This is a genomic window from Leifsonia sp. KNZ12-8B (assembly GCF_056755495.1).
The window spans coordinates 1-19902 of record NZ_JBPGXM010000034.1 but is presented as its reverse complement, the minus strand read 5'-3'; the positions used below and the strand labels follow the sequence as shown (position 1 = coordinate 19902).

The following is a 19902-nucleotide window of genomic DNA, read 5'->3' as shown; positions in this document are numbered from 1 at the left end:
CGGCCGCCGCCGCGAGCGAGCGCCGTCGGAGCGCCGTCGTCCGGGTGCGCCGAGAGGTCGGTGCGAGAGGTCGGCCGGAGGGATCACGACGTCCGACCGCGGGTTCCGAGAGAGGAACGGGTCGGGCGCCGAACATCGCGGGCGGAACGCGGTGGCACGAGCAGGAGGCGACCGGTGCCGGGGATCCGGCGGATCCACCCGGGCACGGGATGCTGCGTCTGGTCAGCCACCGGTCGCCCGGTGGCTACAGTCTGTCGACCTCGATCTCCACAGCTCGACTATAGCGACGATGGCCATCACGCGCGTTGTCCGAGTAGAGTGCGGAAAAGGGGGTGGCGCGATGAACGCACTCATGGTCGAGTACGAGTCCCAGCAGCGTCGACGTCGGCGGGTGGCCGGCCTGGTGGTGCTGGCGGTGGCGGCGGGAGCCGGAGCCTGGCTGACCGTCCCCTACGGCGTGCTGCTGCTGACCGCGGGGTCACCGCTCGGCTGGCTGCTGGTCGCGAGCGGCGTCCTCCTGCTCGGCGGATGCGCGGCAGCGATCGTCGCGGCCGTGCGGCGTCATCGCGCGGTCGCGCCGCAGAGCCTGCCCGGCAAGGCGAACCCCGGCTTCGACGAGCCGGTGCCGTCGCAGGACCCGGTGCCCGGGTACTCGTGGGCGGGGTCCTTCATCGGGTCTCCCTGACCGGAGGGCCGGCCGCTCAGCGACCGGTGGCGTCGCGGGGCGGGAGTTCCAGCGCGCAATCGTCGATCGACACGGTGACGGGGCTCGTGCGGGAGAGCCCGTCCGGCACCGTCACCTCGTAGGTGGTGAACCGCAGGTCGGCGGTGCACGCGCCGAAGAAGCCTCCGGCGCGCTCCACCTCGACGGCGAGGAGGTCGTGGGCTTCGACCGAGAGCGCCTTCGGCTCGGTCGGGCAGCTGGACGAACCGCCGAGCGTGACGGCCAGCAGCCGCCCGCCGTCCACCCAGTGTGCGCGCGGACCGAGGTCCGGCTCGGGGAGCCCGACGTCGCCCGGCGCGGTCGACGGGACCACGGCGCCTCCCGGGTCGGCCGGATACGAGCGCTCGACGATCGACGAGCACCCGCACAGCACCACGGCGACGGCGACGGCGACGACGGCCGCCGCGGCTGCGATCGCGGGCGCGCGCCGACGGGCGTTCATGGGAGGCACGCTACCGGCTCCGGCCGCCGAGCGTGACGGTCTTGTCGGAGCTGCCGTCGTCCAATAGCCTCAGCCGCGACGAAGAGAAGGGGCGCCCCATGAAGCTCACCATCAGCCTCCAGGTCACGCTCGACGGCGTCGCCCAGGCGAACGGCGGCACCAACGAGGAGATGGATCCCGGTTTCACCCGCGGCGGCTGGGCGCTGCCCCTCAACGACGCGGAGGCCGTGCAGTACATCCTCGACACCTGGCGACGACCCGACGCGTTCCTGCTCGGACGCAAGACATACAGCCTGTTCGAGACGTACTGGGGCGCGCGCAGCGACGACGGCGGATTCGGCGAGGCGATCAGCTCCCGGCCCAAGTACCTGGTGTCCGAGACCGTGACCGCACCGACGTGGGAGCCGACGACGGTCATCTCCGGCGATGTCGCGGCCCGGGTGCGCGAGCTGAAGGAGCAGCCCGGCGGCGAGCTGCTCGTCGTGGGCAGCGTGGCGCTCGCGCGATGGCTGCTGGAGAACGAACTGGTCGACGAGCTGAACCTGCTCCAGTTCCCGCTGATCGTGGGCGAGGGCGAGCGCGTGTTCCCGCAGGACGGCCTCGACTTCGCGCTGGACCTGACCGACTCGCGGGTGTTCGGCACGGGCATCGTCGCGCTGACGTACCGCGTGGGCGGGCGGCCGGCCTACGCCTGAGCGCGACCCTCGGCGCAGGCGGCGTCCGCCTCCGCGCTAGGCCGGCTTCGGCAACAGCTCCTCGTACCCGGCGGACGTCAGCCACTCCCGCATCGTGCTGCGGCTCTGCGACAGGCAGCGCAGGCGCTCCTCGACCCTGGCGAGCTCGTCGGCGACCTCGCCGGCGACGGTGCGTGTGCACTGGGCCGCCGACACGGTGCCGCGCACGCCCTCCATGTCGATGAGCAGGCGGATGAGCCGGGTGGTCAGGCCGGCCGAGAGGAGGCCGCGCACCTGCAGCACGGTCGCGACGTCCGCCTCCGCGTAGTCGCGGTAGCCGTTGACCGAGCGGGTGGACGCCAGCAGGCCCTGTTCCTCGTAGTAGCGCAGGAGGCGGGTGCTGGTGTCCGTCCGGCGCGAGAGCTCCCCGATCTTCACGTCCGCCCCCATCCGCTTGACCTTCACATTGATGTCAATGTTTACGGTACGGGCATGACCGCATCGCAGGCAACCGCCTCCTCTTCTCCCCCGGCCGCCCGCGGCAGGGCACTCCTGCTGCTCGGCCTCGGGCTCACCCTCTTCGCATCGGTGAGCACCGAGCTGCTCCCGCCCGCGCTCATCCTCGGGATGTCGTCGACGCTCGACGTGGACCCGGCGGCGATCGGCGCCCTGGTGTCGGTCTGGGCGGTGACCATCGTGGTCGGGACCGTGCCGGCCGTGCGCGCCACCCGCGCCGTCCCGCGCAAGACGCTGCTGATCGGATCCCTGCTGCTGTTCGCCGCCGCGACCCTCGTCGTCGCGGCGGTGCCCGTCTTCGCCGTCGCGGTCGCGGCCCGCGTGGTGTCGGCGCTGGCGGCGGCCGTGTCCTGGTCGGTCGTCTTCGCGTACGTCCCGACCCTGGTTCCGCCGGAGCGGCTGGGCCGCGCGATGGCGATCGTCCTCGGCGGCGGAACGCTCGCGTCCGTCCTCGGCGTGCCGGCCGGGGCGGCGCTGGCGTCGGCGGGAGCCTGGCAGTGGGCCTTCGTGGGAGCCGCCGGCGTGCTCCTGGTCTCCGCACTCGTGCTGGCCAGGAGCCTCCCCCGCCTCGACGGCGCCGGCCGCACGGACGCCCGGGCCCGGCAGCTCGACCGCACGGCGATCCCGGTCGGCGCGCTCCTCTCGGCCGGAGCCCTGCTCCTCACCGGCTACATGACCCTCTACGCCTACATCGTGCCGGCGCTCGGGGCCGCCCGCATCGAGCCGGGACCGGCCAGCGGCGTGCTGCTGGCCGCCGGGATCGCAGGCGCCGTCGCCCTGGTCCTCGGCGGGGTGCTGAGCGACCGCTTCCCGGTCGCCGCCCTGCTCGTGCTGGTGGCGACGGTTCCGATCGGCGTGCTGCTGCTCAGCGTCGCGCCCGGTTCCGCACTCCCCCAGCCGCTCGCCGCCACCGGCGCCGCCGTGATCGGCTTCGGGATCGGCGGACTGCCCCCGGTGCTCCAGGCGCGCGTCGCGCGGACGGCGTCACCGCGATTCCGGCCGCTGGCGACGAGCCTGTTCGTGGTCGTGCTCAACGTCGGGATCGCCGCCGGCTCCGCCCTGGGCGGCGGGCTGATGGCGAGCACCGGCCTCGGGGCGGTCGGCCTCGTGGCCTTCTCCCTCACGACAGCCTCGTTCGTGGCGATCGCAGCGCTCACGATCCGTCGCCGGGACCACCGGTCCGGGCGCTCTCGACATGACGGACGCGCACTGTTATAACTAACCTGTTAGTTAGTAATAGGGAGGTCCCCGTGAGCACACCCGCCCCGGCACGACGGCGCGACGCGGCGGCGTCGACGGCCCGCCTGCTGGCCGCGGCGACCGAGGAGTTCGCCGCGCACGGCTTCGAGGGGGCGCGCGTCGACCGCATCAGCGCCGCCTCCGGCCTCAACCGTGCCCTGCTGTTCCAGCGCTTCGGCGACAAGGAGGGCCTCTACCGCGCCGTGCTCGCGCAGGTGGCCCAGGAGGCCGCCGCGACCAGGGCGGGGATCACGGTGGGCCGGCCCGCACCGGCCGACCGCGCGGAGTTCGCGACGATGGTCCGGGACCTCGCCGGGGCGACCGCGCGCTTCCTCGCCGGCCATCCCGACGCAGCGCGCATCCTCGCCTGGGAGCGCGCCGCGGGCTGGGCCGCCTTCCGCGCCGCCCGTCCCCCGGCCGCCGACCCGGCCGCCGAGGAGATCGCGGAGTGGTTCCGCCACGCCGCGTCCCGGGGCTGGCTCCGGGAGGGAGCGGCTCCAGAGCGCCACCTCGCCCTCGTGCTGGAACTGGTCACGGCGCTCCTCGCCGAGGCGCCGATATTCGTCGAGGATGCCGTGGCGGCCGTCCTGGTTCCCGGGTCGCAACGGGAGCAGCGGCGCGAGCCGCGGCGCGAGCCGCTGCCCGGATCCCTCACGGACGGGAGCACCCGATGAGCCCTCTCGCGGTCCCCACCGACCTGTCGCCGGCCGAGCGCTCCGCGCTGCTGCCCATCCTCGGCCGCGCACGCGACGCCGCGAGCGCCACGCCGATCCTCGCGGACCAGTGGTCGCGGGTGGTGGTGGACAGCCTGACGGTCGACTGGGCGCACTTCGGCCTCCCCCGCAAGGAGGCGGCCAACGTGGCGACCCGCGGACGGCTCATCGACGACGCGTGCCGCGCCTTCTTGACGGCACACCCGGACGGCGTCGTGCTCGATCTCGGCTCCGGACTCGACGACCGGGCGCAGCGCGTCGATCCGCCCGCCGGCTCCTCGTGGTTCGATCTCGACCTCCCCGGCATCATGGCCCTGCGCAGAAGGCTGCCGGAACGGCGGGAGGTGCGCGCCGACCACCGCGAGCTCGAAGCGGACGCGACCTCCGCGGACTGGATCGGCGCGCTGCCGGACGACCGGCCGCTGGCGATCCTCGCGGACGGCTTCTTCCCGTTCCTGCACCCGGAGGATTCGCGCCGGGTCGTCCACCGCCTGGTCGAGCGGGCCGCGGCCGGTGAGCTCGTCATGAACGGCTACACCACCCTCGCCAGGTCGCTCATGCCCCGCGTCAAGGCCATCCGCGACCTCGGGATCGACACGGCCGCCGGGACCGCGTTCGACGACCCGCGCGAGCCGGAACGCTGGCATCCCCGGCTCCGGCTGGCGGAGCGGACCATGCTCAGCCGCTCGCCGTACGTCGACAGGATGCCCCGCGGTGTGCGGGCGGCGATCCGGACCATGAACGCGTTCCCGCGGCTCGCGGACCGCAGCGATCTGGGCGTGCTCCGCTTCACCTTCTGAGGCGTCCACACCCCCGCGGCCCGGCGCCATCCCGGCGCATCGCGCGCACCCGCGGCACTGCCAATCCCCAGCAAGGCGGCCTACGCTGGCGTTATCTCGGGCGATCCGCCCACATCCTCGGCTGGGAAGTCGTCGCACACCAGCGGAGGAAGCAATGACCGCACCCACCCTCGGCCCCGTCCTGCGCACCAAACCGCGCGACGCCTCCCGGCCGCCGGTCACGAGCACCTACAACGAGCTCCTGACCCGCGTGCGCAGCGAAGGGCTGTTGGAGCGCCGCCGCGGCTTCTACATCGCCGTCTTCGCCCTGCTCACCGTCGCACTCGTGGCCGCGGGGGTGGGGTTCGTGCTTCTCGGCGACTCCTGGTTCCAGCTGCTGATCGCGGGGGCGCTCGGGCTGATCCTCACCCAGTTCGCCTTCCTCTCCCACGAGGCCTCGCACCGCCAGGTCTTCGCCTCCGGGCCGGTCAACGACCGCGCCGGGCGGCTCGTCACCACCTGGCTGGTCGGGATGAGCTACCAGTGGTGGATGACGAAGCACACGCGCCACCACGCGAACCCGAACACCGTCGGCAAGGATCCCGACATCGCCTTCGACACGATCTCGTTCGTCGAGGAGGATGCGGCCCGGCAGCGCGGCGTGCTCGCGTGGATCACCCGCCGGCAGGGCTACCTCTTCTTCCCGCTGCTGCTCCTCGAGGGCGTGAACCTGCACATCACGTCGATCCGGTCGCTGCTCAGCCGCGGACCCGTCGAGCGCCGCACCACCGAGCTCGTCGCCATCGGGCTCCGGCTCTCCGTCTATCTCGCGATCGTGTTCCTCATGCTGCCGGTCGGGATGGCGTTCGCGTTCCTCGGCGTGCAGCTCGCGGTGTTCGGCGTGTACATGGGGGCCTCGTTCGCCCCGAACCACAAGGGCATGCCGATCCTGCCCGCCGGCTCGCGCGTCGACTTCCTCAACAAGCAGGTGCTGACCTCCCGCAACATCCGCGGCGACTGGAGGATGAGCGCGCTCATGGGCGGCCTCAACCACCAGATCGAGCACCACCTCTTCCCGAGCATGCCGCGACCGCACCTGCGCCGCGCCCGCGAACTCGTCCGCGAGCACTGCGCCACCCACGGCATCCCCTACACGGAGACCGGGCTCACGGCCTCATACGGCATCGTCATCCGCTACCTCAACCGGGTCGGACTCGCCGCGCGCGACCCGTTCGACTGCCCCGCCGCCCAGACTCTCCGCAGGGTCTAGACGCTCCGCCGGGTCTGGGCTCTCCGGCGGGTCTGGACGCTCCGGCGGGTCTGACGGCGCGGGCTCCTCGTCGGCTCGCGCACGCGTAGCGGCCGTGTACCGGCTGGTGTGCCAGTGCTGAGCGTGCTCCGCATCCCACCGGCGCCTCCGCGTCTCGGCGGCCAGGTCGGGCGCGAGCGCAGCGTCGAGGCCGGTCGAACCGCCCTCGTCATCCCACCGCTCCTCCGCGTCCTCACCCTCGGGCGGCACAGGCGTGCCGCGATCGGCCGCGTCGCCGCTCTGCCCGGCCGGGTCCTCGATGTCATTCACGGGATGCCCCTCCTCGTCCGCGACTGCGGGACGACGACGAGCGTGCATCGGAACCGATGCGCACTCGCCACCGCCCCCGCTGGGAACCGCAGTTCACCGCCCCATGTCAGACTGGGTACGATCTGCCTTCCAGCGGTCCAGAACGCCCAGACCCCTCCTCATCGGACGGATCCGACAGGTAGGCGTCGTGCGCCTTCTGAATTCTGTCCGGGTCATCCCGGCGGGTGGACCTCAGCGACTGCCAGGCCCTCTCGATGCGGCGCTCGGTCTGCTCGGCCGAATCCTCAGGGAACAGATCATCCGACATGGCCAAAACCTCCCTGGCCGACGCGCAGCGACCAGCAGTGCGGGGAACCCCGGAATCAGCACCACCGGCCGGCGGAGACACGCCTCGGAGGAGCCCGCATGCTCACGCTACGCCTCGGGGAGTCGGATGACTACGGAGACCGCCCAACCTGGACGTGCGCCCAACGTCGGGGCGGACGGTGAGCGCCCGAGCCTTCCCTCCCGCGGATCTGAGCGTACGCTCGGGCAGGTCGCGCTGACACGCGGTACGGGATCATCCGTCAATCCGTGAGGCAGGCGCTCGGTGGGAACGTTGCAGGTCGATCATGCCGGGTACCCGGTCGAGGATCATTCGCTCGCGTGTCTCTCGCGCATCCTGCCCGGGCTGCTCACCGAGCGGCGCTTCGTCGACATCGTCCTGGTCTTCGCGGACGAGGACATGCCCGTGCGCATCACCGCACAGACCGCGGTCTCGATCGTCATCGCCTACGACATCGACGTCGGCGAGGATGCGGCCGACCTGCTGATCTCCGAGTACATCATGATGGGCGGCCTCCGCTTCGTGGGCATCGACCCGGCGACCTGAACGTGAGACGACCTGAACGTGACGCGACCTGAACGTGAGCAGAGGGAAGGGGGCCGGTGTCGGGCCACCAGCCCCCTCGCGTGAAGGCTGCCACCTCCACTGCCCGCGGCGGCTCCGATGACGCCACAGACGATCGTGGGCGCGCACCCGGTGCCTGGACCCGGATGGCGGCGTACCCGAAACGACGGTCATCCGGGCCAGGCCGAAGCGATGCGCCGAAGGATTCGGGGACAGCATCACCGGGGTCCGGGGTGATCTGCAGACATCCTGTCACCGGCGCGCGACCGGCGCAATGCCGGATCAGCCCCGCGTCAGACGGACTTCTTGCGGTTCGCGCTACGACGCACGAAGCCGAAGATCAGCGTCCCGACGAACAGGATGAGGCCGATGATGGCCAGCCAGAGCAGGCCTTTGATCGCGAAGCCGACGACGGCCAGGATCGCCCACACCACGAGAAGGATCACGATCACTGTCAACATGCGGTTCACGCTACGCGCGAATCGCGGCCGTGGCGATGGGCTCAGGCCGTCGAGCGCGGAACCCGCAGCGTGAGCCCGCGGTGCAGCACCGACAGGCGGACCGCGGTGGCCAGGCCCATCGGGTCTCCGTCGAGCTCCAGCTCCTGCGGGCCGTCGAAGCGCGCCTCGAAGCGGGAGGCCTGCAGGTAGTTGAGGGCCTTCAGCTCGGGCGCCGTGCGCATCAGCCACCGCCCGGGTCTGCTGCGGGTGAACAGGCCGTTGGTCGCCAGCCGTGACCCGATCCCGGCCCAGCCGATGGCGCCGCGCGGACGGAACACCACGACGTCGAGCAGCCCGTCGTCGACGACCGCGTCCGGCAGCAGCAGGATGTTCGCGGTCAGGGTGCCGCAGTTGCCGACGATCACGGTGTGGGCGCTGAGCGCATGCGCCCGGCCGCCGTCGACGCGATACCGGAGGGGGATGCGCTTCCCCGTCAGCACCGACCGTGCGATGGGACGGGCGTAGGCGACCCAGCCGAACCGCTGCTTGAGGGCGCTGTCCGTGTTCGCGGCCATGTGCGCGTCCAGGCCGATGCCCGCCATCACCACGAAGGTCTGCCGGCGGGACGCGCCCTCCGGGGTGCGGTACTCGGCGACGGCGATGTCGACGGCCCGCTCGACACCCGTGAACGCGGTGCCGACCGCGTGGGGCAGATCGTCGAGCGTGAGACGCAGGTTGCGCGCCAGGAGGTTGCCGGTCCCGGCCGGCAGGAGCGCCAGCGGGATGCCGGTCGGATGGAGCTCCTCGGCCACCACGCGCACGGTGCCGTCCCCGCCGGCTGCGAGCACGACCGAGGGCGCCGCGGCGATCGCGGCCCGCGTCGCCGCCGCCCCTCCGTCGTCCCGTCCGGTCTCGAACCAGAGCGACGGTCCCCAGCCGTGCGCCAGCTCCGCCGCGGCGACCGCGTCGCGGAGTGCGCCGACCGGCACCTTGACGGGGTTGTAGACCACGGCGGCGACCGGCAGGGCCGCCTCCGCCCTCCCCGTTTCCCCAGCCATGCGACGACCATACGGCGCGGAGGGCCGAATTCACAGGTGAGGCTGCGGCGGACGAGCGTACGATGACATCACAGGCGGCCTGGACCCCGACGCCACTCGATGTCTAAGGGGTGCGGCCATGTCCGAAGTCTCTGCTGTTCGGCCCACCCGCCCGCCTTCGAGCGGCGAGTACACCGCGCTGGCCGCCGTCATCCGCGATTCCGGGCTGCTCCGGCGCCGGTACGGGTACTACTGGACCAGGCTCGCGCTGGTGCCCGTGCTCACCGGCGCGCTCGTGGCCGCGTTCGTCCTGATCGGCGACACCTGGTGGCAGCTGTTCACGGCCGCCGCCTTCGCCGTCCTCTTCACCCAGATCGCGTTCCTCGGGCACGACGCCGCGCACCGTCAGATCTTCCGGTCCGGCCGCTGGAACGACTGGGTCAGCCTCGTCGTCGGCGACCTGTTCATCGGGATGAGCTACGGCTGGTGGCAGCACAAGCACACGCGGCACCACGCCAATCCCAACCAGGAGGGCGCCGATCCCGACATCGAGCTGCCGGTGATCGCATTCACCCCGCGCCAGGCGGCGAACCGGCCGGCCGTCCTGCGCTGGCTGATCGGGCACCAGGGCTGGTTCTTCTTCCCGGTCCTGCTGCTGGAGGGGGTGTCGCTGCACGCGTCGAGCGTGCGCCGGGTGCTCGCCCGCGAGCCGGTCAAGCGGCGGCCCGTCGAGATCGCCTTCCTGGCGATCCGGATCCTCGGCTTCCTGGGGCTCGTGCTGTGGGTGCTGTCGCCGGGCACGGCCGCGGTGTTCCTGGCGGTGCAGCTGGGCCTCTTCGGCTTCTACATGGGGATGTCGTTCGCCCCGAATCACAAGGGGATGCCGCTCGTGCCGCACGGTGTCTCGCTCGACTTCCTGCGCCGGCAGGTGCTGATGAGCCGCAACATCCGCGGCAACCGGGTGCTGGACGCCGTGATGGGCGGGCTCAACTACCAGATCGAGCACCACCTGTTCCCGTCGATGCCCCGGCCGCATCTGCGCCAGGCGGCGCCGACGATCCGCGCGTACTGCGAGGAGCACGGGGTGCACTACACGGAGACCGGGCTGCTGCGGTCGTACGCCATCGTGACCCGGCACATCAACCGCGTCGGCCTCGGGGACAAGGACCCGTTCAGCTGCCCGCTGCTGGAACTGCGCCAGACCCCGGGCCTCCACACCGGCGCGACGCCACCGGAGAGATGAGGAGCTCATGAAGACCCTGTCCACCCGGCTCGGCGGGTACATCACCGGCTCCGAACTGGCCGATGCCGTGCTGACGCTCGCCGCCGCCAGCGCCAACGCCCAGCGCGTGGAGGTGGTCGACATCCCTGTCATCGCCGGCGGGAGCGACCGTCGCGCGCGCTTCCTGGTGGGCTGGATGGTGGAGGTGTCGGCGCAGACCCTGGACACCGATGCGGACGAGCTGGAGGAACCCGCCACCGTCATCGAGCTGCTGGACCGCTCCTCGTCCGTCGGGCTGACGCGCGCGCTGCCGTTCACCCCCGAGCAGCTCGGCGACCTGCGACGGCTGGACTCCGATCTGGCTCTGTACTTCGACAGCGACGGCGAGCATCCTGGGGGATGAATCGGGAAGGAGCGGCCGATGGGTTCCTTGCAGTACGACGGTGTGCTGATCGAGTTCGACGATCGCCTGCTCGCACACCTGCAGATCGTGATCGCGTCCAAGATCCGCCGCGGGGAGAGCTTCTTCATGGCGTGGCGGGACGCGCCGGAGGTGGGGGACGGGCACAGCTCCGTCTGGATCCATCCCGCCCAGAACCTCTACTTCAAGTTCAGCGGAAGCCGGTTCCCGAAGATCAACCCCGAGTGGATCGAGGCGCTGACGGCGGCGGCCAACAGCACCCGGGGGATGGTGGTCATGACGGAGGACAGTCTGCTGACCGCGAGACACCCGCTGGCACCCGACACCGACATCGAGAACGCGGCCGTCGGCGCACCCCAGCGGAGGGTGCCCGCGCGCAGCCACGGCTGACGAGCGCGGCCGCCGTACAGTGGGACATGTGGGCGAGACGAGGCGTGACGGATGAGCGGTGAAGGCGGTCCCCCCGTGGACACCGGTCCGGCCGAGGACCTGGCGCGCCGGTTCGTCCGCGCGTTCCCGGTGACCGGCACCGCGGTGTCGACGCTGGGAGAGCTCCTGGGCACCCAGACGGTGGCGGCGAGCGACCCGCTGGCCGCGCGGCTCGACGAGATGCAGTTCGACCTCGGCGAGGGGCCGTGCTGGGACGCCCTCCGGCTGCGGCGCCCCGTCCTGCATCCGGACCTGCGTGCCGCCCGCGGCACGTCGTGGCCCGTCTTCACCCAGGCCGTGCTGGCGGAGGGGGTGGGAGCACTGTTCGCCTTCCCGCTGCTCGTCGGCCCGCTCGAGATCGGGGCGGTCGACATGTATTCGCACGGCCCGCTCGTCCTCGATGCCGGCCAGACCAAGCAGGCGGCCGAGCTCGCGGACGCGACGGCCCGTCAGGTGCTGCAGCGCGCCCTCCAGGCCGCCGGTACGGACGCCGACGACTATGCGGAGGACGGCAGCCCATACTCGCGCAAGATCGTCCACCAGGCGACCGGGATGGTCCTGGCGCAGCTCGGGATCAGCGCGGACGATGCTCGTATGGTGCTCCAGGCGCACGCGTTCGCGAGCAACCGCTCCATGATGGACGTCGCGAGAGATGTGCTCGAGCGCCGCATCGACTTCTCCGCCCCCGATCAGGACGCCGGGGAGACGTCGTGACGGAGACGCGGGAGCAGCAGCTGTTGCAGGCGTTCGCCGGGCTGGCGGACACCCTGGTGGACGACTACGACGTCGTGGAGCTGCTGCAGACCCTGGTCGAGACCTCCAACTCCCTCCTCGGCGCGACCGCTTCGGGTGTGCTGCTCGCGGACGAGAACGGCGAACTGGACGTCGTCGCCACCACGAGCGAGGCCATCCGGCTCGTCGAGGTCATGCAGCTCGGTGCGTCGGCGGGGCCGTGCATCGAGTGCTTCCGCACCGGGCGGCCGGTGTCGCTGTCGGACATCCGCGAGGCGCCGGAGGAGTGGTCCGCCTTCCGCGACAAGGCGCTCGCCCTGGGCTTCCACGCCGTGGACGCCGTCCCGATGCGCCTGCGGGAGCAGACCATCGGCACCCTCAACCTCCTCCGGGAGGACACCGGGGAGCTGGACGACGACCATCTGATCGCGGCACGGGCCTTCGCGGACGTCGCGACCATCGGCATCCTGCACGAGCGCACGCTGGCGCAGAGCAGCATGGTGCGCCGCCAGCTGCAGACGGCGCTCGACAGCCGCGTGGTGATCGAGCAGGCGAAGGGGGTCGTGGCGTACACGCGCAACATCTCGGTGGAGGAGGCGTTCGTCGTCATCCGCGAGTACGCGCGCTCGCACCAGACGCGCCTCTCGGCGGTCGCGCAGGCGGTCGTCCAGCGCACGTTGCAGCTCTGAGCCTCGCCCGTCGCCCCGTCGCCGGAAGCCCGTCGCCGGAAGCGCTCGTCGGTCGCCCGGGAGTTCATAGACCGCATACGGCCGCCCCATAGGCGCCGCACGCACCGGCCACAGGACGGGTCGGCATCGTGGATGCCATGGACCAGACGCTCACCCTCCCGGCCCCGGCTCGCCGCACCCGCCGAGGCACCACGACGGCCCGGCTCCGCCGCGGCGGGGTGGCCGTCCGCACCGCGCTCGTGCTCGGCGTGCTGGGCGTGCTCGGGATGTGGTGGGTGAGCGTGCCCGCCGGCTTCGCCGCGACGCCCGCCGATGCGGCCACCTCGCTCGGCGAGCTGAGCGGCATGGTGGGCGCCTACCTCGTCTGCGCGCAAGTGCTGCTGATCGCCCGCGTGCCGTGGTTCGAGCGGGCGGTCGGCCTCGACCGGCTGGTGTCGTGGCATCGCTCGCTCGGGGCGTCCGTGTTGTTCCTGGTGATCGCGCACGTCGTGTTCATCGTCGTCGGCGGCGAGCTCGCCGACAGCAACCCGCCGTGGGACGAGTTCGTGTCGGTGCTGCAGTCCTACCCCGACATGATCACCGCGCTCGTCGGCACGATCGCGTTCCTCGTCGTGGGGCTGAGCAGCGCGCGGCTGATCCGGCGGAGGCTGTCGTACGAGGTCTGGTATTGGCTGCACGTCACCACCTACGTCGCGATCTTCCTCACCTTCTTCCACCAGCTCAGCGGCGGCGCCCATTTCGTGTCGCAGCCGATCAACCGGATCCTCTGGATCGCCCTGTACCTCGGGACCGCGGCGGCCGCGCTGACCTGGCGGTTCATCCTCCCGACCGCCGACGCCTGGCGCGGGAGGATGCGGGTCGTCGCGGTCGTGCCGGAGAGCGACGGCGTGAACAGCGTCTGGCTGACCGGGCCGCGGGTCGACCGGATGGGCGTGCGGGCGGGCAACTTCCTCCTCGTCCGCTTCCTCCGCCGGGGACACCTCGGCACGGCGCACCCGTACTCGATCTCCGCGGTGCCGCGCGACGGCCACCTGCGGATCACCGTCGGCGCGCTCGGCGACCACTCCGGACGACTGCCGGGGCTCCAGCCCGGGACGCTCGTGTTCGCGGAGGGACCCTTCGGCCACTTCACGGCGGACAGGGCGAGCCGGGCGCGCATCCTGCTGGTCGCGGGCGGGGCGGGAATCGGCCCGATCCGCGCCCTGGCCGAGGAGCTGATGATGCGCGGCGCGCAGCCCGTCGTCCTCTACCGCGTGAGCTCGCCCGGCCGGCTCGCCCTGCTCCGCGAGCTGCAGGCGATGCCCGGCGTCGCGGTCGTGCCGCTGGTCGGGCGCCGCGAGGAACTGGGCTACGACCCGCTCGGGCCGGGCTCCCTCAGCCGCATCATCCCCGACCTCCAGGACTGGGAGGCGTTCGTCTGCGGCCCGGAGGGCATGGCGGACCGGGTCGAGCGGTCCCTCCGCGAGCTGCGGATGCCGAAGCGTTTCATCCACCGAGAAGAACTGAGCATGTCATGAGCAATCGATCCTGGCGCGGCACCGTCCTCTTCACCGTGATCCTCGTGGTGATGGGCGCGACGGTCGGTCTGAAGCTGTACGGGGTGGGCGAGGAGGCGGTGAGCGCGCCGACGTCCATCACGTCGACCGCGACTCCAGGGGCGTCCTCGTCGACGGCCGCGACGCCGACCCCGTCGTCCTCCGCGTCCTCCGGCACCACCGAGATCACCGGTTCCGCGGTGCAGACACGGTACGGCGCCGTGCAGGTCCAGGTGACGTTCTCCGGCGGCACCATCACGGCCGTCGACACCCTCCAGTCGCCGGACCGCGACGGGCGCGACGTCGAGATCAACCAGCGGGCGCTGCCCGTGCTCGAGCAGGAGGTGCTCGCGTCGCAGTCCGCGAACATCGACACGGTGTCGGGCGCGACCTACACCTCCGAGGGCTACATGCAGTCGGTCCAGTCGGCGATCGACCAGCGCTGAGGCCGGCGTGAACGGCGAACCGTGACCTTCGGCCCTGGCCGGGGGACGCTCCGCCGCGCCAGAGTCGCGGCATGAACGACACAACGCCGACCGCACGGGCGGTCATCGTCTACGAATCCATGTTCGGGTGCACGCGCGAGGTCGCCGAGGCGATCGCCCAGGGGATGCGGCCGACCACCACGGTCACCGTGATGCCTGTGAAGGACGCGCCGGAGACGTTCCCGGACGCCGATCTGCTCCTCGTCGGCGCACCGACGCACGTCCACGGGCTGAGCCGCCCGGCGACGCGGTCGGAGGCGGCGACGTGGGCGGACGACCCGGCCCGCGACCTGACCCTCGAACCCGATGCTGAAGGCATCGGCGTCCGCGAATGGACCGAGACATGCGGTCAGCTGCCGCCGACGTTCATCGCCTTCGACACGAGGGCGGACATGACGGAGCTGTTCACCGGCTCCGCCGCCGCCCGGATCGAGAAGCGGCTCACCCGGCTCGGGTCGCGCCCGGCCGGGCGCCGGCGCAGCTTCCTGGTCGACAAGGACAGCCGCCTGCTCCCCGGACAGCTCGACCATGCCAGGGAGTGGGGACGCAGCATCGCTCCCGGTACTCGTGGCGATCACGCCGGCGGACCGGGTGATCGCGCAGGTCATCCGCCGGCGTGAGCCTCGCCCTCCTCATCGCGCAGCGTCGCCTGACCGGGCTGCGCCGCCGCTGCGGCCGGCGGGGCGTGCACCACGATGGTCGGCGACGACACGTTGAGCAGCACCTCGTAGGCCACCCCGCCGAGCCCTCCCCGCGTCGGCTCCTCGCGGCGGGAGTCGCCGATCACAAGCAGCTCCGCGCCGCGGGCGATCTCGTTGAGCGCGACCCCGGGCGGGCGGCGCACCACGCGGGTGCGGATGGCGATGCCGGGCTGCCGTCGCCTGGCCTGCTCCGCGACGGTCACCAGCAGGGCGCGCGCCTCGTCGTCGCGCCGGGTCTGCCAGTCCCTCAGCTCGTCGTCCAGGGCCGGCTCGGCCGCCGCCGGCGCCGTCGAGGAGCGGACGGCCACGAGCTCGCACCGGTGGTCGCAGGCGAGGTCGGCCGCGAGGTCCAGTGCCGCGCGACCGGCGGCCGTGTCGTCCACGCCGACCACCACCCCGTGCCGCAGCCGCGACTCGGATTCCGGGATGACCGCCACCGGTCCGACGGCGAGGTTCGCCAGCTGCAGGCTCCGCGAGCCGAAAGCGCGCCCGTAGTGGAACCCGGTCTTGTGCGTTCCCACCACCAGCATCGCCTCGCCCGTGCTGTACGAGGCAAGGACCGCCATCGGGCTGCCCGCGCGCAGCTCGCCCGTGATCGGCCCGTCGGCGCCGAGGCCGCGGGCGTAGGCCAGTTCCGCCGCGAGCAGCCCCCCGGCGCCCGCGTCGACCTCGTCGCTCAGCTCCGAACCGACCGCGCCCCACTCGTCGTCGGCGACGTGCACCAGCACGACCTCACCACCCCGCTGCCGCGCCCGGCCGACCGCCCAGCGGATGCCCGCCCGCGACGGCACAGAGCCGTCGACCCCGACGATGACCCTCCGGATGTCCATGGGCACCTCCGCCGGCAGTCTCACCGGCGGGCGGCGGCAGGCGAAGAGGCTTAGGTCCCGCGGGTGGGAGGCGGTGCCCGGCTCTGCCCCGCCGAACAGGGGTGCACGCCGCGCGCCCCGGCGTTACACTCCCCCGGAAGGCGGTCCCCGCCGCGTGCGCGGGCCGCATGCCGGCCGAAGGGGGGCGCGGGCGATGCAGGGCGACGAACCGATCACCTTCCCCGACGCCCCGCGCGCCGACCTCGACACGGCGCTGGAGAACCTCGTCGAACAGGCGGGCAGGGTCCTGCAGACCCAGGGCCGGTTGCGGGCGCTCGTCCGCGCGCATCGCGCCGTCGTCTCGCATCTCGACCTGCCCGTCGTGCTCCGCACCATCGTCGAGGCGGCCGTCGACCTGGTCGGCGCCCGCTACGGCGCCCTCGGTGTCATCGCGGAGAGCGGAGGCCTGGAGCAGTTCATCCACGTCGGCATGCCGGAGGAGCAGGCGGCCGGCATCGCGCATCTGCCGGAGGGCCACGGTCTCCTCGGCGCCCTGATCGACGATCCGCGGCCCATCCGGCTGGACGCGATCTCGGCCGATCCGCGCTCGGCCGGGTTCCCGGAGCATCACCCGCCCATGACCGCCTTCCTCGGCGTCCCGGTCACGGTCCGCGACACGGTCTACGGGAACCTGTACCTCACGGACCCCGCGTCGGGACGCTTCTCCGACGACGACGAGCAGCTCATCACGTCGCTCGCCGCTTCCGCCGGTTTCGCGATCGACAACGCCCGCCTGTACGCGGAGTCCTCGGCACGGCAGGCCTGGACGGCCTCCGCCGCCGAGCTGACCGCGTCGATCCTCGGCGGCGAGTCCGGCGAGGCCCGCACCGAGCTCCTCGCCCGCGTCCGCGGCCTCCTCGAGGCCGACGCCGCGTTCATCCTGGCCGGCGACGGTCACCGCAGGACCAGCGTCAGGGCGGCCTCCGACGGCGCGTGGCCGCTGGCCGAGGCCGCGGCCGACGCCGACGAGATCCGCAGCGCGATCGAGGGGGCCCAGCCGGCCCGCTTCGACGCGCTCCCGGTCACGACACGGACGGCCCGGGAGTCCGGTCCTGCACTGCTCGCACCCGTGCCGGTGCACGACCGCGGCATCGATGTCCTCGTCGCCGTCCGGCGGGCGGGGGCACCGCCGTTCACCGTGTTCGAACTGGAGCGCACGGTCGGCCTGGTGCGTCAGACCGCGCTGGCGGGCGAGCTGGCCACCGCGCGCGCGGAGCGGCAGCGGGCCCTGCTGCTCGAGGACCGCGCCAGGATCGCCCGCGACCTGCACGACCACGTCATCCAGCAGCTGTTCGCGGCGGGGTTGGAGCTGCAGAGCATCGAGTCCGCGGTCGGCGCGGGTCGCATCGCCGACCGCATCGACGGCACCGTCGCCGCCATCGATCAGGCCATCGCCGAGATCCGGACCGCGGTCTTCGCCCTGTCGCACCAGCAGAGCGACCGGAGCAGTCTCCGTCATCGCCTCCTGGACGTCGTTCACGAGGTCGGCGGCATCCTGCCCGAGCCCGCGACGGTCTCCTTCTCCGGCCCGCTGGACATCATCGCGGAGCCGGACGCCGCCGACGACATCGCGGCGTTCGTGCGGGAGGCGCTGACCAACGTCGTCCGGCACGCCGGAGCGCGCACCGCCTCCGTCCGCGTCGACGCGTCGCCCGATCGGATCGACGTCGCGGTCGCCGACGACGGGCACGGCATGGCCGGGTCGTCGCACCGCAGCGGGATCGCCAACCTCGCCGAACGCGCGCGGCGGCGCGGCGGCGCCCTCGACGTGGAGACGACCCCGCGCGGCACGCGGCTGCTCCTCCGGCTGCCCGTCCCGGCGGGGCGGCGATGAGGAGGCGGCGATGAGGAGGCGACGATGAGCAGCGAGACCGAGCCCGCCCCCGCCGTCAGCCGCGCCGTGCGGGTCTTCCTGGTCGACGACCACGAGATCGTGCGGCGCGGGCTGGCCGCCCTCATCGACGCCCAGGACGACCTCGAGATCGCCGGGGAGGCCGCCACCGCCGCGCAGGCCAGGGCGCGCATCCTCGCCGTCCGGCCGGACGTGGCCGTGCTCGACGTGCGGCTGCCCGACGGCAGCGGCATCGACGTGTGCCGCCACATCAAGCAGGACCAGCCGGAGGTCCGTTGCCTGATGCTCACCGCCTACGACGACGACGACGCCCTGCGCGCCGCGGTCATCGCCGGGGCCGACGGCTACCTGGTGAAGGACGTCCGCGGGAGCGCGATCCTCGACGACATCCGCGCCGCGGCGCGCGGCCGGCGGCTGATCGACAGCCGGATGGCCTCGCGCGTGTCGTCGCAGCTCACGGAGTCGGCCGACGACCCCCGGTTCGCCGCGCTGGGCCTGCGCGAGCGGCAGGTGCTCGGCCTCATCGCCGAGGGTCTGACCAACCGCCAGATCGGCGCGCACCTCGATCTCGCCGAGAAGACCGTGAAGAACTACGTCAGCTCCCTGCTGGCGAAGCTCGGCCTCGAACGGCGGACGCAGGCCGCCGTCCTCCAGATCGAGCACGACGCACCGCGCTGAGACGCCGGCATCGTCTGGGCCCCCCGCCGCCGCGAAGGGACTTTAGCCCCGCGCGCACGGCAGACCGGCCTGCCTACCCTGCACGCAGACCGGATCGCGAGGGGCAGTGACCTCGCGGGTCCGCCCCGCACAGGAAGAAGTCCACCATGAGCCTCCGATCGCACCCCGGTCGTCTCGTCGCCTCGGCGGCGATCGCCGGAATCCTCCTCCTCCTCGGGACCGGCGCCTCCGCCCTCCCGCACGGCCAGACGGCCGACGACAACGGGCCGCACTTCTACAGCGGAACCGCCGTCGACGTCTCCGACACCGTCGACGGCGACGTGTACGCCGCCGCGCAGACCATCACGATCAGCGGGGACGTGCGCGGCGACGTCATCGCCGCCGGTCAGACGGTCGTCATCAGCGGCACCGTGGAGGGGAACGTCCGGGTCGCCGGGCAGTCCGTCACGATCAGCGGTGACGTGGGTCGCAGCGGCACGGTCTTCGCCGCGAATCTCCTCGTGCCCGACGGAGGCACGGTCGGAGACGACATCGTCGCCGCCGCCGGCAGCATCCGGATCGGGGGTGACGTCGGCAGAGACGTGATGGCGAGCGTCGGCGACCTCCGGATCGACGGGACGGTCGGCGGAGACGTGACGTACTCCAGCAGCACGACCGCCCGCATCACCGACGGCGCCGTGCAGGGGACCGTCGACCACGTGCAGCCGCAGCAGTCGCCCCGGGTCGAGATCTCGCCGTGGGCGGTCGTGCTGGGGTGGCTCCTCGGCGTCCTCTACGCGCTGATCGCGCTCAGCATCATCACCGTCGTGGCCGGGCTCCTCGTCCCGCGCTGGCTGCACCGGGTCACCGACGAGCTGATGCCGTCGCCCTGGCGCGCCCTCCTGGTCGGCTTCGTGGCCGCCATCGTCGTGCCGTTCGCCCTGCTGTTCCTGCTCGTCACCGTCATCGGCGCCCCGCTCGCCCTGGCCGGGATGCTGATCTGGCTCGGGCTGACGCTCGCGACCTTCCTCGTCAGCGCGTACTGGCTGGGCCGGCTCGTGCTCCGCGGCGTGCACCACCCCGTGCTGATCTCGCTCGTGGGCGGGCTCATCCTCATCGTCGCGCTGCAGATCCCCTGGCTGAACATCCTGGTCTGGCTCGCGATGGTGTTCTTCGGTCTCGGCGCGGAGCTCCTGCACCTGCGACGGCTGCGCCCCTGGAGCGTCGCGCCACGACCCGACCCGCTGGCCGGAGGGACGCCGGCGCCGGCCGCCGCAC

Annotated in this window: 23 protein-coding genes; 18 read left to right on the top strand and 5 right to left on the bottom strand. The window is 72.5% G+C overall.

What is annotated here, in order from left to right; all coding sequences use genetic code 11:
* Window positions 1-340: 340 nt before the first annotated feature.
* Window positions 341-685 (top strand): hypothetical protein, encoded by a 345-nt coding sequence (locus tag ACR9ZG_RS07530; protein ID WP_481284206.1) that lies wholly within the window; start codon window positions 341-343, stop codon window positions 683-685.
* A 16-nt stretch (window positions 686-701) separates the two neighbouring features.
* Here ACR9ZG_RS07530 and ACR9ZG_RS07525 read toward each other — a convergent pair whose 3' ends face one another.
* Window positions 702-1166, bottom strand: a complete 465-nt coding sequence (locus ACR9ZG_RS07525) for a hypothetical protein (protein ID WP_481284205.1) — start codon at window positions 1164-1166, stop codon at window positions 702-704.
* 98 nt (window positions 1167-1264) lie between these two features.
* On the opposite strand from ACR9ZG_RS07525, the gene ACR9ZG_RS07520 reads away from it, so the two are divergent.
* The gene (locus ACR9ZG_RS07520; protein WP_481284204.1) at window positions 1265-1861 is read left to right on the top strand and encodes a dihydrofolate reductase family protein; all 597 of its coding nucleotides are present in this window, start codon (window positions 1265-1267) and stop codon (window positions 1859-1861) included.
* 36 nt (window positions 1862-1897) lie between these two features.
* On the opposite strand, the gene ACR9ZG_RS07515 is transcribed toward ACR9ZG_RS07520, so the two are convergent.
* Window positions 1898-2278, bottom strand: a complete 381-nt coding sequence (locus tag ACR9ZG_RS07515) for a MerR family transcriptional regulator (RefSeq protein ID WP_481284203.1) — start codon at window positions 2276-2278, stop codon at window positions 1898-1900.
* 54 nt (window positions 2279-2332) lie between these two features.
* Here ACR9ZG_RS07515 and ACR9ZG_RS07510 point away from each other — a divergent pair, with 54 nt between their 5' ends.
* From ACR9ZG_RS07510 to ACR9ZG_RS07490, 5 genes are all read left to right on the top strand, one after another.
* On the top strand, window positions 2333-3574 hold the full coding sequence (locus tag ACR9ZG_RS07510) for an MFS transporter (protein ID WP_481284202.1): 1242 nt from the start codon (window positions 2333-2335) through the stop codon (window positions 3572-3574).
* A gap of 32 nt (window positions 3575-3606) precedes the next feature.
* A complete protein-coding gene (locus ACR9ZG_RS07505) occupies window positions 3607-4269 on the top strand; it encodes a TetR/AcrR family transcriptional regulator (protein ID WP_481284201.1) in 663 nt (220 codons plus the stop codon).
* Window positions 4266-5108: a class I SAM-dependent methyltransferase gene (locus ACR9ZG_RS07500; protein ID WP_481284200.1), complete on the top strand. Its 843-nt coding sequence runs from the start codon at window positions 4266-4268 to the stop codon at window positions 5106-5108. The genes ACR9ZG_RS07505 and ACR9ZG_RS07500 overlap by 4 nt, the downstream gene beginning before the upstream one ends.
* A gap of 154 nt (window positions 5109-5262) precedes the next feature.
* Window positions 5263-6357, top strand: coding sequence for a fatty acid desaturase family protein (locus ACR9ZG_RS07495; RefSeq protein ID WP_481284199.1), 1095 nt, complete (start codon window positions 5263-5265; stop codon window positions 6355-6357).
* An 898-nt stretch (window positions 6358-7255) separates the two neighbouring features.
* Window positions 7256-7537, top strand: coding sequence for a hypothetical protein (locus ACR9ZG_RS07490; RefSeq protein ID WP_481284198.1), 282 nt, complete (start codon window positions 7256-7258; stop codon window positions 7535-7537).
* Window positions 7538-7848: 311 nt separating this feature from the next.
* Here the strand turns inward: ACR9ZG_RS07490 and ACR9ZG_RS07485 are convergent, their stop codons facing one another.
* Both ACR9ZG_RS07485 and ACR9ZG_RS07480 read right to left on the bottom strand, forming a co-directional pair.
* Complete coding sequence (locus ACR9ZG_RS07485; protein WP_481284197.1) at window positions 7849-8016, bottom strand: hypothetical protein; 168 nt, start codon at window positions 8014-8016, stop codon at window positions 7849-7851.
* Window positions 8017-8057: 41 nt separating this feature from the next.
* Window positions 8058-9053: a diacylglycerol/lipid kinase family protein gene (locus ACR9ZG_RS07480; RefSeq protein WP_481284196.1), complete on the bottom strand. Its 996-nt coding sequence runs from the start codon at window positions 9051-9053 to the stop codon at window positions 8058-8060.
* 118 nt (window positions 9054-9171) lie between these two features.
* Here ACR9ZG_RS07480 and ACR9ZG_RS07475 point away from each other — a divergent pair, with 118 nt between their 5' ends.
* The 8 genes from ACR9ZG_RS07475 to ACR9ZG_RS07440 all read left to right on the top strand — a co-directional run bounded on the left by ACR9ZG_RS07475 (window position 9172) and on the right by ACR9ZG_RS07440 (window position 15165).
* Complete coding sequence (locus tag ACR9ZG_RS07475; protein ID WP_481284195.1) at window positions 9172-10275, top strand: fatty acid desaturase family protein; 1104 nt, start codon at window positions 9172-9174, stop codon at window positions 10273-10275.
* Between the two features lie 7 nt (window positions 10276-10282).
* Window positions 10283-10657 carry a hypothetical protein gene (locus ACR9ZG_RS07470; protein WP_481284194.1) on the top strand — a complete coding sequence of 125 codons (375 nt, stop codon included), beginning with the start codon at window positions 10283-10285 and terminating at the stop codon, window positions 10655-10657.
* 18 nt (window positions 10658-10675) lie between these two features.
* Window positions 10676-11065 carry a DUF7882 family protein gene (locus tag ACR9ZG_RS07465; RefSeq protein WP_481284193.1) on the top strand — a complete coding sequence of 130 codons (390 nt, stop codon included), beginning with the start codon at window positions 10676-10678 and terminating at the stop codon, window positions 11063-11065.
* Between the two features lie 75 nt (window positions 11066-11140).
* On the top strand, window positions 11141-11818 hold the full coding sequence (locus ACR9ZG_RS07460) for a GAF and ANTAR domain-containing protein (RefSeq protein WP_481284192.1): 678 nt from the start codon (window positions 11141-11143) through the stop codon (window positions 11816-11818).
* Window positions 11815-12525, top strand: coding sequence for an ANTAR domain-containing protein (locus ACR9ZG_RS07455; protein ID WP_481284191.1), 711 nt, complete (start codon window positions 11815-11817; stop codon window positions 12523-12525). Before ACR9ZG_RS07460 ends, ACR9ZG_RS07455 begins: the two co-directional genes overlap by 4 nt.
* 137 nt (window positions 12526-12662) lie before the next feature.
* On the top strand, window positions 12663-14042 hold the full coding sequence (locus tag ACR9ZG_RS07450) for a ferredoxin reductase family protein (RefSeq protein WP_481284190.1): 1380 nt from the start codon (window positions 12663-12665) through the stop codon (window positions 14040-14042).
* Window positions 14039-14506 carry an FMN-binding protein gene (locus tag ACR9ZG_RS07445; protein WP_481284189.1) on the top strand — a complete coding sequence of 156 codons (468 nt, stop codon included), beginning with the start codon at window positions 14039-14041 and terminating at the stop codon, window positions 14504-14506. The genes ACR9ZG_RS07450 and ACR9ZG_RS07445 overlap by 4 nt, the downstream gene beginning before the upstream one ends.
* 71 nt (window positions 14507-14577) lie before the next feature.
* The gene (locus ACR9ZG_RS07440; protein WP_481284188.1) at window positions 14578-15165 is read left to right on the top strand and encodes a flavodoxin family protein; all 588 of its coding nucleotides are present in this window, start codon (window positions 14578-14580) and stop codon (window positions 15163-15165) included.
* Here the strand turns inward: ACR9ZG_RS07440 and ACR9ZG_RS07435 are convergent.
* Window positions 15150-16076, bottom strand: coding sequence for a universal stress protein (locus ACR9ZG_RS07435; RefSeq protein WP_481284187.1), 927 nt, complete (start codon window positions 16074-16076; stop codon window positions 15150-15152). The genes ACR9ZG_RS07440 and ACR9ZG_RS07435 overlap by 16 nt on opposite strands.
* 193 nt (window positions 16077-16269) lie before the next feature.
* Between ACR9ZG_RS07435 and ACR9ZG_RS07430 the strand changes: the two genes are divergently transcribed.
* The 3 genes from ACR9ZG_RS07430 to ACR9ZG_RS07420 form a co-directional block, all read left to right on the top strand.
* Window positions 16270-17949, top strand: a complete 1680-nt coding sequence (locus ACR9ZG_RS07430; RefSeq protein ID WP_481284186.1) for a GAF domain-containing sensor histidine kinase — start codon at window positions 16270-16272, stop codon at window positions 17947-17949.
* Between the two features lie 24 nt (window positions 17950-17973).
* Window positions 17974-18645 (top strand): response regulator, encoded by a 672-nt coding sequence (locus ACR9ZG_RS07425; protein WP_481284185.1) that lies wholly within the window; start codon window positions 17974-17976, stop codon window positions 18643-18645.
* Between the two features lie 146 nt (window positions 18646-18791).
* The coding region (locus ACR9ZG_RS07420) for a DUF8173 domain-containing protein (RefSeq protein WP_481284184.1) at window positions 18792-19902 on the top strand (1111 nt) is incomplete at its 3' end.

Coding starts and splice junctions, on each gene's coding strand:
- ACR9ZG_RS07530 (WP_481284206.1), top strand. CDS start 341: ATGAACGCACTCATGGTCGAGTACGAGTCCCAGCAGCGTCGACGTCGG.
- ACR9ZG_RS07525 (WP_481284205.1), bottom strand. CDS start 1,166: ATGAACGCCCGTCGGCGCGCGCCCGCGATCGCAGCCGCGGCGGCCGTC.
- ACR9ZG_RS07520 (WP_481284204.1), top strand. CDS start 1,265: ATGAAGCTCACCATCAGCCTCCAGGTCACGCTCGACGGCGTCGCCCAG.
- ACR9ZG_RS07510 (WP_481284202.1), top strand. CDS start 2,333: ATGACCGCATCGCAGGCAACCGCCTCCTCTTCTCCCCCGGCCGCCCGC.
- ACR9ZG_RS07500 (WP_481284200.1), top strand. CDS start 4,266: ATGAGCCCTCTCGCGGTCCCCACCGACCTGTCGCCGGCCGAGCGCTCC.
- ACR9ZG_RS07495 (WP_481284199.1), top strand. CDS start 5,263: ATGACCGCACCCACCCTCGGCCCCGTCCTGCGCACCAAACCGCGCGAC.
- ACR9ZG_RS07485 (WP_481284197.1), bottom strand. CDS start 8,016: ATGTTGACAGTGATCGTGATCCTTCTCGTGGTGTGGGCGATCCTGGCC.
- ACR9ZG_RS07480 (WP_481284196.1), bottom strand. CDS start 9,053: ATGGCTGGGGAAACGGGGAGGGCGGAGGCGGCCCTGCCGGTCGCCGCC.
- ACR9ZG_RS07475 (WP_481284195.1), top strand. CDS start 9,172: ATGTCCGAAGTCTCTGCTGTTCGGCCCACCCGCCCGCCTTCGAGCGGC.
- ACR9ZG_RS07470 (WP_481284194.1), top strand. CDS start 10,283: ATGAAGACCCTGTCCACCCGGCTCGGCGGGTACATCACCGGCTCCGAA.
- ACR9ZG_RS07465 (WP_481284193.1), top strand. CDS start 10,676: ATGGGTTCCTTGCAGTACGACGGTGTGCTGATCGAGTTCGACGATCGC.
- ACR9ZG_RS07450 (WP_481284190.1), top strand. CDS start 12,663: ATGGACCAGACGCTCACCCTCCCGGCCCCGGCTCGCCGCACCCGCCGA.
- ACR9ZG_RS07445 (WP_481284189.1), top strand. CDS start 14,039: ATGAGCAATCGATCCTGGCGCGGCACCGTCCTCTTCACCGTGATCCTC.
- ACR9ZG_RS07440 (WP_481284188.1), top strand. CDS start 14,578: ATGAACGACACAACGCCGACCGCACGGGCGGTCATCGTCTACGAATCC.
- ACR9ZG_RS07435 (WP_481284187.1), bottom strand. CDS start 16,076: ATGGACATCCGGAGGGTCATCGTCGGGGTCGACGGCTCTGTGCCGTCG.
- ACR9ZG_RS07430 (WP_481284186.1), top strand. CDS start 16,270: ATGCAGGGCGACGAACCGATCACCTTCCCCGACGCCCCGCGCGCCGAC.
- ACR9ZG_RS07425 (WP_481284185.1), top strand. CDS start 17,974: ATGAGCAGCGAGACCGAGCCCGCCCCCGCCGTCAGCCGCGCCGTGCGG.